Raw genomic sequence first — 12597 nt, 5'->3', positions numbered from 1 at the left:
CGCCCCCCCGGTCCGGCCCCCCGTCGCGCGCCGCCCGGCCGGTGCGGCCTCAACCGCCGCACTGGCCCAGCATCATGTCCTTGTCGGCGGTGGTGACCGGCAACGCGTACTTCTTCGCCACCTGGGCGAACCGCACCGCGTAGGCGCAGCGGACGGCCTTGTGGGGCGGCAGCCAGGACGCCGGACCGGAGTCGCCCTTGCGGCCGTTCGTCGGGCCGTCCACCGGCAGCAGGTTCAGCGGATCGTTCGCCAGCCGTTCGCGCTTGTCCTCCGGCCAGCGGGAGGCGCCCATCTGCCAGCCGTACGACAGCGGCACGACATGGTCTATCTGCACCTCGGCGGCCTGCTGTTTGCGCCACTGGACGGTCTCGCCGGTGTACGGGTCGTCCAGCGTCATCGCCACGACCACGCAGTCCGAGCCGTCCCGGAACCGCAGGTCCCGGCCGTCGCGGCGCAGCAGGTCGTTGCGGGTGTCGCAGCCGTTGCGGGCCAGCGGCACGCCGTCGGCCGTGTCCGTCCACGCATGGCCGAACTCGTCCCGGTCGTAACCGGTGCGGGGCCCACGGCCCTTCACGGCCAGGCCCTGGATCAGCCGCCGCGCCTCGGCCCGGTCGGCGTCCGAGGCGAGGGGCGCCAGGCCCGGCTTCGTACCGTCGGGGTTGTCCAGCGGGGCGGCCTGCCGCCCGGAGGCCGGCCCCGGGCCGGGCGAGCCGTCGCCGCCCACGACGCCGGCCGCGTCGCACCCGGTGACGAGCGACGCCACCAGGGACGCGGCGAGCGTGAAGGCGGCGGTGGTACGGACCGACGGCCGCGGCGTCCGGGACGTCCGGGGCTTCCGTGTCATGGGCATTCCCGCATGGTAGGCGCCGCGCCCAGGGAGTGTCCGCAAAGCATCGGCGACCGACGACAACGCCGCGAGCGCGCGTGCGGGACACCGCGGGCCGGGCGGGACTTTGCGGACACGACCTAGACCTTGCCGATGCCCAGGGTGTTCTCGGCCGGCAGCAGGCCGCTGGCGATGACGGCGAGCCAGAGCCCGCCGAGGAGCTCGGAGAGCCGCTCCGTCTCCCGCTCGCCGAGCACCGACCAGGGGGCGGCCGCCAGTTCGTCGGTGCGGCGCTCCACCTCCTCGCGCAGGGCGCGGCCCCGTGCCGTCGCGGTACCGCCGGGGGTCAGCAGCCCGCGCGCGACGAGCCGTTCCCCGGCGGCCGCCCACGCCTCCCCGCTCCAGCCGCGGCTCGCGAAGACCTCCGGGGAGGCGGCGCCGATCGCGGCGAAGGAGACGAGGGACTCGGCCGGGTCGAGCCCGGCGGTGAGCAGCGCGGCCAGATGGCCGTCGCCGCGGTGCTCGCGCAGCACGGTGGCGGCCTGCCACAGCACCAGGTGCGGCTCCTCGGGCCACTCCAGGGCGGCGTTGGCGGCGGCGAGGGGCCGCCCGGCGGTCACCGCGGCCCCGGCGGCACGCCGGGCGAGGCGGGCGGCCTCGGCGAGGTCGTCCCCGCCCACCACGTCGCCCAGCAGGCGCCGGTAGAACCGGTCCACCGCCCGCAGCCGGGCGGCCAGGACGTCGGCCGGCGCGGCGACCTCCCAGGCGGCCGGCACGTACCGCTCCACCATGGCGGGGCTGAAGCCGTAGAAGGCGGACGCGACCTGTCCGGCGCCCACCGGGCCGAGCGGCGCCGCCCGCCACGCGAAGTAGGACGGCCAGCGCTCCTCCGTCCCGTAGCCGAGGGCGGCGGCCTCCTCGGACGCCTCCGGCGCGTAGTAGAGCACGGCGTGCACCGGTTCCAGCAGGTGCCAGAGCTGACGTACCCGGGCGAGTTCCATGACCGACCCCCATCTAGGCGATGACTAGATTCAGCGTGCGCGCGGCATCCGAACTTGTCAATGCCTAGATAGGGATTACGCTGGGGCCATGACGACGAGCAGCGGCGGCCGCCGTGCCTACCACCACGGCGACCTGCGGCGGGCCGTCCTGACCGCCGCCCTGGACGTCATCGCGTCCGACGGCCCGGCCGCCCTGAGCCTGAGGGACCTGGCCCGCCGCGCGGGGGTCTCGCACGCGGCCCCGGCCCACCACTTCAAGGACCGCGCCGGCCTGCTGACCGCCATCGCGGCCGAGGGCTTCGACCTCCTGGCGGCGGCCCTGGCGGACGCGGCCGACCTCACCGACGCGGGCGTGCGTTACGTCCGCTTCGCGCGGGACCACCCGGCCCACTTCGCGGTCATGTTCCAGCCGGGCCTCCACCGCCCGGAGGACCCGGACCTGCTGGCCGCCCGGACCCGGGCCGGCGACCGCCTCCGGGAGGCCGTGTCCGAGGTGGCCGGCCAGGACGACCCCCGGCTCGCCGGGGTCGCGGCCTGGTCCCTCGCCCATGGCTTCGCGACCCTGCTGCTGACGCACAACCTCACCGGCCCGGTGGGCGACCGGGACCCCGAGGACGTCTTCCGGTCACTGGCCGGGATGCTCTTCAGACGCTGACGCCGAGGCCGGCGCCGACGCGCTGGCGGGCCGGCGGGCCGGCGGGCCGGCGGGCCGGCGAAGGGCGTCCCTACCCGAGGATCGTCGTCAGGAACTCACCCGTCCAGGCCAGCAGTTCACGGCCCACCACCGGCTTGCCGCCGATCTTGCCCGTGGTCGGGCGGGGCACCAGGATCTGCTGGACCTGCGGCTTGATCACCGTGCGCGGGTGCAGCCGCTTCAGGCGCAGCTCCTGCGACTCGCGCAGCTCCACCGGGGCGAAGCGCACGTTCGGGCCCTGGAGGACGATCTCGCCGACACCGCACGCGCGGGCCAGCATCCGCAGCCCGGCCACCAGCAGCAGGTTCTCCACCGGCTCGGGGAGCTTGCCGTAACGGTCGGTCAGCTCCTCCCGCACCGCCGCGATGTCCTCCTCCGAGTTGGCGGAGGCGATCGCCCGGTACGCCTGGAGGCGCAGCCGCTCGCCCGGCGCGTAGTCGTGCGGGACGTGCGCGTCGACCGGCAGCTCGATCTTGACCTCCAGCGGCGGCTCCTCCTCCACGCCGCCCTCCAGGGAGGCGCGGTAGTCGGCGACCGCCTCGCCCACCATGCGGACGTACAGGTCGAAGCCGACGCCCGCGATGTGACCGGACTGCTCACCGCCCAGCAGGTTGCCCGCGCCGCGGATCTCCAGGTCCTTCATCGCCACGTACATGCCGGCGCCCATCTCGGTGTGCTGGGCGATCGTGGCGAGGCGCTCGTGGGCGGTCTCGGTGAGCGGCTTCTCCGGCGGGTAGAGGAAGTACGCGTACCCCCGCTCGCGGCCACGGCCCACCCGGCCGCGCAACTGGTGGAGCTGCGACAGCCCGAAGTTGTCGCCCCGCTCCACGATGAGGGTGTTGGCGTTCGAGATGTCGATGCCCGACTCCACGATGGTGGTGGAGACCAGCACGTCGAACTTCTTCTCCCAGAAGTCGACGACCACCTGCTCCAGCGCCGACTCGCCCATCTGGCCGTGCGCCGTGGCGATGCGGGCCTCCGGGACGATGTCCCGCAGCCGGGCCGCCGCCCGGTCGATCGACTCCACCCGGTTGTGGATGTAGAAGACCTGGCCCTCGCGCAGCAGCTCACGGCGGATCGCCGCGCCGATCTGCTTCTCCTCGTACGGGCCGACGAAGGTCAGCACCGGGTGCCGCTCCTCCGGGGGCGTGGTGATGGTCGACATCTCGCGGATGCCGGTCACCGCCATCTCCAGGGTGCGCGGGATCGGGGTCGCGGACATGGTGAGCACGTCGACGTTGGCCCGCAGCTTCTTGAGCTGCTCCTTGTGCTCGACGCCGAAGCGCTGCTCCTCGTCGACGACGACCAGACCCAGGTCCTTGAACTTCGTCTCGGACGAGAACAGCCGGTGCGTACCGATGACGATGTCGACCGAGCCGTCCTTCAGCCCCTCCAGGGTGGCCTTCGCCTCGGTGTCGGTCTGGAAGCGGGACAGGGCGCGCACGACGACCGGGAACTGCGAGTACCGCTCGGAGAACGTGCCGAAGTGCTGCTGCACCAGGAGCGTGGTGGGGACGAGGACCGCCACCTGCTTGCCGTCCTGCACCGCCTTGAACGCCGCCCGCACGGCGATCTCCGTCTTGCCGTAGCCGACGTCGCCGCAGATCAGCCGGTCCATCGGGACCGTCTTCTCCATGTCCTCCTTCACCTCGGCGATGGTGGAGAGCTGGTCGGGGGTCTCGGCGTACGGGAAGGCGTCCTCCAGCTCCCGCTGCCAGGGCGTGTCGGGGCCGAAGGCGTGGCCCGGGGCAGCCATCCGGGCGCTGTACAGCTTGATCAGGTCGGCGGCGATCTCCTTGACGGCCTTCTTGGCGCGCGCCTTGGTCTTGGTCCAGTCGGCGCCGCCGAGCCGGTGCAGGGTGGGCGCCTCGCCGCCGACGTACTTGGTGACCTGCTCCAGTTGGTCGGTCGGGATGTACAGCCGGTCGCCGGGCTGGCCGCGCTTGGCCGGTGCGTATTCGACCAGCAGGTACTCGCGGGTGGCGCCCTGGACCGTGCGCTGCACCATCTCGATGTAGCGGCCCACGCCGTGCTGCTCGTGCACGATGTAGTCGCCGGCCTCCAGGGTCAGCGGGTCGATCGTCTTGCGGCGCCGCGTCGGCATCCGCTGCCCGTCCTTGCCGGCCGCCTTCTGGCCGGTGAGGTCGGTCTCGGTGAGGACGGCGAGCTTGAGCGCCGGGTCGACGAACCCGTACTCGATGGACCCGCACGCCACGTGCACCACGGACGGCGAGATGTCCGTCAGGTCGCCGTCCAGGCGGGCCGCGATGCCCTCGCCGCCCAGCACCTCGACCGTGCGGGCCGCCGGGCCGTGGGCCTCGGTGACGTACACCGTCCGCCAGCCGTCGGCCAGCCAGCCCTTGGTGTCGGCGAGCGCGCGGGCGGTGTCGCCGCGGTACGCCTCCGGGGCGCGCATGCCCAGCTTGAGGGTGTCCGCGTCGAGCGACCCCGCCGGCTCGTCGGCCGAGGTGAACGCGGCCGCGAACGGCGACACCGACCACCACATCATGCCCAGCTCGCGGGCCCGGTCCCGGACGTCCGCGATGCCCCACAGCGACGCCGCGCCCACGTCGATCGGCGCCTCGCCGCCACCGGCGGTCGCCGCCCACGAAGCCTGGAGGAACTCCTGGGAGGTGGCCACCAGGTCGGCCGCCCGGGTGCGCACCCGCTCGGGGTCGCACACCACCGCCATGGAGCCCTTCGGCAGCACGTCCAGCAGCAGCTCCATGTCGTCGACCAGCACCGGCGCCAGGGACTCCATGCCCTCGACGGCGATGCCCTCGGCGATCTTCCCCAGCAGTTCGGCCAGCTCCGGGTGCTGCTCGGCCAGGGCCGCCGCCCGCCGCCTCACGGAGTCCGTCAGCAGCAGCTCCCGGCACGGCGGCGCCCACAGACCGTGCTCGGCGACCTCCAGGGACCGCTGGTCGGCCACCTTGAAGTACCGGATCTCCTCGACGTCGTCGCCCCAGAACTCGACGCGCAGCGGGTGCTCCTCGGTCGGCGGGAACACGTCCAGGATCCCGCCGCGCACCGCGAACTCGCCGCGCTTCTCGACCAGCTCCACGCGCGCGTACGCGGCGGCGGCGAGGCCCTCCACCACCTCATCCAGGTCCGCCCGCTGCCCCGTGCGCAGCGCCACCGGCTCCAGGTCGCCCAGCCCCTTGACCTGCGGCTGGAGCACGGAACGCACCGGTGCGACGACCACCGAGACGGGCCCGGTCGCCGGGTCGTCCGGCGCCGGGTGGGCCAGCCGGCGCAGCACGGCCAGGCGGCGGCCCACGGTGTCGGAGCGGGGCGAGAGCCGCTCGTGCGGCAGCGTCTCCCAGGACGGGTACTCCACGACGGTGTCCGGGTCCAGCAGGGTGCGCAGCGCCGCCGCCAGGTCCTCCGCCTCCCGGCCGGTCGCCGTCACGGCCAGGACCGGCCGGCCGGCGTCCCGGGCCAGCGCGGCGAGCGCGAAGGGGCGGGCGGCGGGCGGGCCGACCAGGTCGACGTGGGGCCGGTGGCCGTCGGCGGCGGCCTTCACCGCTTCGGTGAGGGCCGGGTCCTTGACGACGGCGTCGAGCAGACCGTGCAAGCTCATGAAGGCTTCCATCCGGGGGTGAGGGCAACGCGAAGGGCCCGACACGTCGCACGGGCCGGGGGTTTCCCAGCGTACGACGTCGGTACGACACCCGCCCCCGAAACCTCCCCCGCCCCACCGGGCACGCCCGGACCGGGAGGGGACCGGCCGGAAATTCGTGCGGCGGCGTGTCAACCGGACCGGTCCCCCCGGACGTATACGCCATGAGACCTGTCCGATCCGCTGGGAGCCGCATTGACCGACGAGGAGTTCCAGGAGCTGTACGCCCACTCCACCACGCGGCTCGTCGGCCAGCTCTACCTGATGACGGGCGACCTCCACGAGGCCCAGGACGTGGTCCAGGAGGCGTTCGTCCGCGCCTGGGGGCGCCGCTCCCGGCTGTCCCGGGACGCCGGGCCGGAGGCCTGGATCCGAACCGTCGCCTGGCGGCTCGCCGTCAGCCGGTGGCGCCGCGGCCGGCGGGCCGCCGAGGCGTGGCGCCGGCACGGCCACGGGGCCACCGGCACGGTGCCCGCCCCGGGCCCGGGGACGGTCGCCCTGGTCACGGCGCTGCGCCGGCTGCCCGACCGGCAGCGGCGGGTGGCCGTCCTGCACTACGTCTGCGACCTGAGCGTGGAGCAGGTGGCCGCCGAGACCGGCATCTCGGCGGGCACGGTCAAGACGCACCTGTCGCGGGCCAGGACCGCCCTCGCACCCCACCTCTCCGCCACCGAGGAAGCCGAGGAGCAGCACGGTGACCGAGCCATGTGACGAACCCCCCGCCCGCCCCGGCGACCCGGCGGGCGGTCCCGTCGCACCGGGCCTCGACCGGGCTCTGGCCGCCGCCCTCAAGGCGGCCGCCTCGGCCGGTGCCCGGGCGGTGGTGCCGGAGCCGGCCCCACGGGTGGCGGCACGCGGGCGGCGCCGGCGGCGACGTACCGTGGCGGCCGCGGCCGCCACCGCCGTCTGCGTCCTGGCCACGACGGGCGCGCTCGCGGTGCTCGGGCTCCGCCCGGACCCGCCGTCCCCGCCGTCGGCCCCGTCCCCTTCCCCGTCCGCCGTCTCCCCGTCCGCCGTCCCCCCGTCCCCGTCCGCCACGCCCACCGGTACGGCCTTCCCCTCGTCCTCCCCGACCCCGACCCCGACCGGGTCCCGTACCCCGTAAGCGACCCCAAGGAGTCCCCCACCCATGCGCGGAGCCCTCCTCGCCCCGCCCGCCGGCGGCACCCGGCCGTTCCGAATACCCGGCGCGCGCCGCCCCTCGCCGCCCGGAACCCGGCCGCGGCCCCGGGCGGACCGCGCCCCGTACCTCCTGGCGCTGGCGCTGTTCACCGCGTACGCGACCCTCTCCGTCCTCCGGTACCGCCGCCTGGGGACCCGCTCCTGGGACCTGGGCATCTTCGAGCAGGCCATCCGCGGCTACGCCCACCTCCAGGCCCCCGTCGCCGACCTCAAGGGGCCGGGCGCCAACGTCCTGGGCGACCACTTCAGCCCCGTCACCGCCCTCCTCGCCCCCGCCTACCGGCTCTTCCCCACGCCCGTCACCCTCCTCGTCGCCCAGGCCGCCCTCTTCGCCCTCGCCGCCGTGCCGGTCACGCGCGCCGCGACCCGGCTCCTGGGCCGGGGCGGCGGGACGGCCACCGGCATCGCGTACGGGCTGTCGTGGGGCATCCAGCAGGCGGTCGACTTCGACTTCCACGAGATCTGCTTCGCCGTCCCGCTGATCGCCTTCTCCCTCGAAGCCGTTCTCGCCCGCCGGTGGCGCGCCGCACTCCTGCTGGCGGCACCCCTCGTGCTGGTCAAGGAGGACCTGGGCCTCACGCTCACCGCGACGGCCCTGGTGGTGGCCTGGCGGGCGCACCGGCAGGCGCCCCGGACCGCCCTGTACGCGATCGGCGTCGCCGTCCTCGGCGCGGCCGCCACCCTCCTCACCCTCACCACCGTCATCCCGGCCTTCAGCACCACCGGCGGCTACGACTACTGGACCAAGGTCGAGGGCGGCCCCTCCCCCTTCTCCGGCGCCGACACCAAGCTGCGCACCCTCGCGTGGCTGCTGGTTCCCACGACCGGCCTGCTCGCCCTCCGCTCCCCCCTGCTGCTGGTGGGCGCACCCACCCTGGGCTGGCGGTTCCTGTCCGGGGACGACCACTACTGGTCCACCGACTGGCACTACAGCGCCGTCCTGATGCCCGTGCTGTTCCTCGCCCTCACCGACGCCGTCGACGTCTCCCGCCGCAGCCCGCGCCCCTGGCTGCGGGCGTACGCCGACCGGCTGCCCGCCTGCGCCGCCGCGGCCGCGCTCGCCCTCACCACGTCGCTGCCGCTCGCGACGCTCACCGAGTCCGCCCCCTACCGCAAGGCCCCGCGGGTCACCGCCGCCGAGGACCTCCTCGCCCGGATCCCGGACGGCGCGACGGTCGAGGCCAACGTGGGGCCGGTCAGCCGCCTCGCCGGCCGGTGCCGGGTGCTGTGGGTCGGCGACACCCGGGAGGTGACGCCCGGCTGGATCGCGCTCGACAACACCTCCGGCTGGCTGCGCGACCCGCACGCCTACGCCCGGCAGCTCCACCCGGACGCCCGCTACCGCCTGGTGGGGGAGGCCGGCGGCTACCTGCTGCTGGAGCGCCGCGCCTGAGGAGGCCGCCGGGACCGGGGGGCCACCGCGACCGGGGGCCTCCGGGGCCCCGCAACCCCGTGACGGCCGCACCCCCGCATGGAATGCTGCTCCATACATGCATCCGGATGTCCGAAGTCCTGGGGGGAACGTGAGCGGCGCCGCCGGCCGAGCAGACCGCACCGAGGACGGTGCCACCCCCGGGCAGCCGGAGCGTCCGGGCCCCGCAGCCCCGGCCCGCGGGCGCGGCCCGGTCGTCGCCGCGCTGATGATGGGCATGGCCCTGGCCGCGCTCGACGGCACGGTCGTCTCCACAGCCGTGCCGCAGATCGTCGGCGACCTCGGCGGGCTCTCCGTCTTCTCCTGGCTGTTCTCCGGCTACCTGCTCGCCGTGACCGTCACCCTGCCGGTGTACGGGAAGCTCTCCGACACCTTCGGCCGCAAACCGGTCCTGATCGCCGGCATAGTCCTGTTCCTCCTGGGCTCCCTGCTGTGCGCCGTCGCCTGGAGCATGGCGTCCCTGATCGCCTTCCGGGTCGTCCAGGGGCTCGGCGGCGGGGCGCTCCAGGGCACCGTGCAGACCCTGGCCGCCGACCTGTACCCGCTCAAGGAGCGCCCCAGGATCCAGGCCCGGCTCTCCACGGTGTGGGCGACGTCCTCCGTGGCCGGACCGGCCCTGGGCGGGCTGCTCGCGGGGTACGCCGACTGGCGCTGGATCTTCCTGGTCAACCTGCCCGTCGGGGCCGCCGCCCTCTGGCTCGTCGTCCGCCACCTCGCCGAACCCGCCCGTGACCGCGCGCGGGCGGGGGCCCGGGTCGACTGGCCGGGCGCGCTGGCGGTCTTCGGCACCGGTACGTTGCTGCTGACGGCCCTCGTCCAGGGCGGCGTCGCCTGGCCCTGGCTCTCCGCGCCTTCCCTGGCGCTGTTCGCGGGCGCGGCGGTCCTCGCGGCCGTCACCGTCCTCGTCGAGCGCCGCGCCGCCGAGCCGATCATCCCGGGCTGGGTCTGGCGCCGCCGCACCATAGCGGCGGTCAACCTGTCACTGGGCGCCCTGGGCATGCTGATGGTCGCCCCGACGGTCTTCCTGCCCACCTACGCCCAGTCCGTGCTGGGCCTCGGCCCCGTCGCCGCCGGTTTCGTCCTGTCCGCGATGACCCTGTCCTGGCCGATCAGCGCGGCGTTCTCCAACCGCGTCTACACCCGGATCGGCTTCCGGCTCACCGCCGTCACCGGCATGACGCTCGCCGTCCTGGTGCTGCTGTCCTTCCCGTTGCTGCCCTACCCGGGCGAGCCGTGGCAGCCCGCCCTCGTCATGCTGCTGCTGGGCGCCGCCCTGGGCCTGTTCCAGCTCCCCCTCATCGTGGGCGTCCAGTCCACCGTCCCCTGGTCGGAGCGCGGCACCACCACCGCGTCCGTCCTCTTCTGCCGCCAGGTCGGCCAGAGCCTGGGCGCGGCGCTCTTCGGCGCCGTCGCCAACGCCGTCCTCGCCGGCCGGCTCGCCGGGGGCGACCTCGACGACCCCGCCACGCTCACGCCCACGGCGGTGGACGCCGCGGTGGAGTACGTCTACCTGGGCGCGGCGGCCGCCGGCGCGCTGGCCCTCGTGGTGCTCCTGACCCTGGCCCCGCGCCGCTTCCCGGTCCTCCCGGACGACGACCGCGCCGCGTGACCCCGGGCGGCGGGGCGCGGGGGCGGCGTCCGCGGCGGGGCGGGGCGAGACGCGGGGGCGGCGGGGCGCGGGGGCGGGCGCGGGGCTACTCCGCCACCCGGCCCGTCAGGGCCGCCAGGCTGCTGCGGACATGCGCCATGTGGGCGCGCACCTCGTCGCGGGCCGTGTCGTGTTCCCGGAGGATCCGCCCGGTCTCGCGCTCCACCCGCTCGGCCCGCAGCCGCGCCTCCGCGAGGAGCGCCGCCGCCCGCGCGTCCGCCTCCTCCTGGTCGTGCCGCGCCTGTTCGGCCACCGCCGCCAGCGCCCGCTCCGCCTCCGCGAGCCGCGCCCGGGCCGCCCCGGTCAGCCCGTCGTGCCGCGCCGTCAGCTCCGCCTCCCGCTCGGCCGCCGCACGCTCCGCCGCCTCCCACCGCTCGGTGTGCCGGGCGTCCTGCGCGGCCACCAGCCGCTCCGCGCGCTCCCGGGCCTCCCGCAGCGCGGCCAGCCCCTCACCGCGCCGCTCCTCCGCCTCGGCGAGGGCGTCCGCCCGCAGCTCCCCGGCCGTGTGCCGGGCGGCCGCCAGGGTCTCCTCCGCCAGCGCCTCGGCCCGGCCCCGTACCTCCCGGGCCGCCTCCCGCGCCGCGTCCCGCACCGAACGGGCCGCCTCCTCCGCCTCGTCCGCCAGGCGCCGCGCCTCCTCCAGTGCGTCCGCCCGCAGCGCCTCGGCCTCCTCCTCGGCGAGCGCCAGGATCCGCTGCGCCCGGTGGCTCAGGGTCTCGTACCGCTGGGGCGGCAACTCCGCGACGAACGCCCGCAGCCGCGCCGCCTCGGCGGCCACCTCCCCGGCCCGTACCTCCAGTTCGTCCGCCCGCCGCCGCGCGGCGTCCCGGTCCGACTCCAGTGCGGCGACGGCCCGGTCCACCTGCTCGGTCCGGTAGCCACGCCCCCATACGACAGCGAAACCGCTCATGACTGACGCCCCTTTCCCCGGTCCAGGATGCAACAACCCGTACCGGTGGAAAGGGGCGTCCGTGCGCCAAGCCGCGGCTTAAAGCAGGCCGTCCCACATCTGTTCGAGGAGGACCGACCACCAGCTCTCCGGCGACGACAGGGCTGCCGGGTCCAGCATCGCCAACTGCGCCTGGAAATCGACCGTCCAGCGGCCCGCCTGCTCCGGCGTCAGCCCGAACCGCAGCCGCCACATCCGGCCCAGCAGCGCCAGGCACCGGGTGAACTCCGGCAGCCCGCTGTTGACGAACTGCGGTGCCGCCGGGCGCCCGTCCGGTCCCGCCTCCACCGGCACGGCCACGATGTGCGCCGTGCCGTACTGGACGCAGACGGCCCGCCCGAAGTCCGACCCGATCACCAGGTACGAACCCGCGTCGGACGCCGGCTGCACCTGCCGCTGCGCGGCCAGCTCGGCCAGCGTCGGCACCACCGGCTGGGCCGGCTGCGCCCAGAAGAACGGTCCGAAGTCCGCCGGCAGACCGGCCCACACCAGGGTGCGCGCCACCAGCTCCGGCACGCCCTGCCGTGACACGGCCCGCTGGTCGAACCGGCAGATGCCCTGCGGTCCGAACGCCCCCACCAGCTCCTGCGCGATGCCCTCCGGCGGGACCGGCGGCGCCGGCTGCACGGGCGGCAGCGGCACCCGCAGCGGCGCCGGACGCGCCGGTCCGTCGGCGACCTGGTGCAACTCGCCCTGGTGGGCGATCAGTTGTCCCATGCCCTGCTGGCGGCTCGCGTGGTCCCGCCCGTACGGGGCGATCGACGTGATCCGCGCCTGCGGCCAGGTCTCCCGGATCATCCGGGCGCAGTACCCGCCCGGCAGCTCGCACGACTCCAGCTCGGTGTGCAGCTCCAGCACCTGCTGCGGCGGCACGTTCATGGCGCGCAGCTCGTGCAGGATCTGCCACTCGGGGTGCGGCGTGCCCGGCGCCGAGCGGCGGATGAGCTGGGCCTCGGAGCCGTCGGGCGCGCGGTAGCGCAGCACCGCCTGGTAGCCGGGGCCGACGGTCGGCAGACCGGTGGGCGGCGCTTGCGGGTAGCCGTACGCGGGCGGCGCCGGAGCCGGGGGCGGCACCGGACCGGGCGCACCGCCCGGACCGGGCTGGGCCAGCATCGTCGCCGCGTGGTGCACCCCGCCGCCGGGCTGCCCCGGAGGCGCGGGGGGCGGAGGCGTGCCGGGGCCGCCGTGCGTGCCGGGAGCACCCGGAGCGCCGGGCGGACCGGGCGGCGCCGGCGTACCGGGC

The 12597-nt window shown here is 75.6% G+C and carries 10 protein-coding genes; 5 read left to right on the top strand and 5 right to left on the bottom strand.

The genetic code is table 11. From position 1 onward, the window contains the following. Window positions 1–49: 49 nt before the first annotated feature. Complete coding sequence (locus ACF068_RS18030; protein WP_392275208.1) at window positions 50–850, bottom strand: HNH endonuclease family protein; 801 nt, start codon at window positions 848–850, stop codon at window positions 50–52. Window positions 851–966: 116 nt separating this feature from the next. After that, on the bottom strand, window positions 967–1827 hold the full coding sequence (locus tag ACF068_RS18025; protein ID WP_392275207.1) for a hypothetical protein: 861 nt from the start codon (window positions 1825–1827) through the stop codon (window positions 967–969). A gap of 88 nt (window positions 1828–1915) precedes the next feature. On the opposite strand from ACF068_RS18025, the gene ACF068_RS18020 reads away from it, so the two are divergent. After that, window positions 1916–2482, top strand: a complete 567-nt coding sequence (locus tag ACF068_RS18020) for a TetR/AcrR family transcriptional regulator (protein ID WP_392275206.1) — start codon at window positions 1916–1918, stop codon at window positions 2480–2482. 70 nt (window positions 2483–2552) lie between these two features. On the opposite strand, the gene mfd is transcribed toward ACF068_RS18020, so the two are convergent. Continuing rightward, entirely contained in the window at window positions 2553–6104 is a 3552-nt protein-coding gene (mfd, locus tag ACF068_RS18015; RefSeq protein WP_392275205.1) for a transcription-repair coupling factor, read from the bottom strand. Between the two features lie 234 nt (window positions 6105–6338). Between mfd and ACF068_RS18010 the strand changes: the two genes are divergently transcribed. The 4 genes from ACF068_RS18010 to ACF068_RS17995 all read left to right on the top strand — a co-directional run bounded on the left by ACF068_RS18010 (window position 6339) and on the right by ACF068_RS17995 (window position 10366). Next, the gene (locus tag ACF068_RS18010) at window positions 6339–6854 is read left to right on the top strand and encodes a SigE family RNA polymerase sigma factor (protein ID WP_392275204.1); all 516 of its coding nucleotides are present in this window, start codon (window positions 6339–6341) and stop codon (window positions 6852–6854) included. Continuing rightward, complete coding sequence (locus ACF068_RS18005; protein ID WP_392275203.1) at window positions 6838–7248, top strand: hypothetical protein; 411 nt, start codon at window positions 6838–6840, stop codon at window positions 7246–7248. Before ACF068_RS18010 ends, ACF068_RS18005 begins: the two co-directional genes overlap by 17 nt. A gap of 24 nt (window positions 7249–7272) precedes the next feature. After that, on the top strand, window positions 7273–8718 hold the full coding sequence (locus ACF068_RS18000; protein WP_392275202.1) for a DUF2079 domain-containing protein: 1446 nt from the start codon (window positions 7273–7275) through the stop codon (window positions 8716–8718). Window positions 8719–8815: 97 nt separating this feature from the next. Beyond that, window positions 8816–10366 carry an MFS transporter gene (locus ACF068_RS17995; RefSeq protein WP_392275201.1) on the top strand — a complete coding sequence of 517 codons (1551 nt, stop codon included), beginning with the start codon at window positions 8816–8818 and terminating at the stop codon, window positions 10364–10366. An 85-nt stretch (window positions 10367–10451) separates the two neighbouring features. On the opposite strand, the gene ACF068_RS17990 is transcribed toward ACF068_RS17995, so the two are convergent. Both ACF068_RS17990 and ACF068_RS17985 read right to left on the bottom strand, forming a co-directional pair. Beyond that, window positions 10452–11315 (bottom strand): cellulose-binding protein, encoded by an 864-nt coding sequence (locus tag ACF068_RS17990; RefSeq protein WP_392275200.1) that lies wholly within the window; start codon window positions 11313–11315, stop codon window positions 10452–10454. A gap of 78 nt (window positions 11316–11393) precedes the next feature. Continuing rightward, on the bottom strand, window positions 11394–12597 hold a 1204-nt coding region (locus tag ACF068_RS17985; protein WP_392275199.1), incomplete at its 5' end, for an SUKH-4 family immunity protein.

The organism is Streptomyces sp. NPDC016309 (assembly GCF_043077235.1).
GTDB lineage: Bacteria > Actinomycetota > Actinomycetes > Streptomycetales > Streptomycetaceae > Streptomyces.
The sequence above is the reverse complement of the archived record's forward strand: the minus strand, read 5'-3'. Positions and strand labels throughout refer to the sequence as shown.

Excerpts from the sequence above, each read along its gene's own strand:
- ACF068_RS18030 (WP_392275208.1), bottom strand. The coding sequence starts at position 850 with ATGCCCATGACACGGAAGCCCCGGACGTCCCGGACGCCGCGGCCGTCG.
- ACF068_RS18025 (WP_392275207.1), bottom strand. The coding sequence starts at position 1,827 with ATGGAACTCGCCCGGGTACGTCAGCTCTGGCACCTGCTGGAACCGGTG.
- ACF068_RS18020 (WP_392275206.1), top strand. The coding sequence starts at position 1,916 with ATGACGACGAGCAGCGGCGGCCGCCGTGCCTACCACCACGGCGACCTG.
- mfd (WP_392275205.1), bottom strand. The coding sequence starts at position 6,104 with ATGAGCTTGCACGGTCTGCTCGACGCCGTCGTCAAGGACCCGGCCCTC.
- ACF068_RS18000 (WP_392275202.1), top strand. The coding sequence starts at position 7,273 with ATGCGCGGAGCCCTCCTCGCCCCGCCCGCCGGCGGCACCCGGCCGTTC.
- ACF068_RS17995 (WP_392275201.1), top strand. The coding sequence starts at position 8,816 with ATGCATCCGGATGTCCGAAGTCCTGGGGGGAACGTGAGCGGCGCCGCC.
- ACF068_RS17990 (WP_392275200.1), bottom strand. The coding sequence starts at position 11,315 with ATGAGCGGTTTCGCTGTCGTATGGGGGCGTGGCTACCGGACCGAGCAG.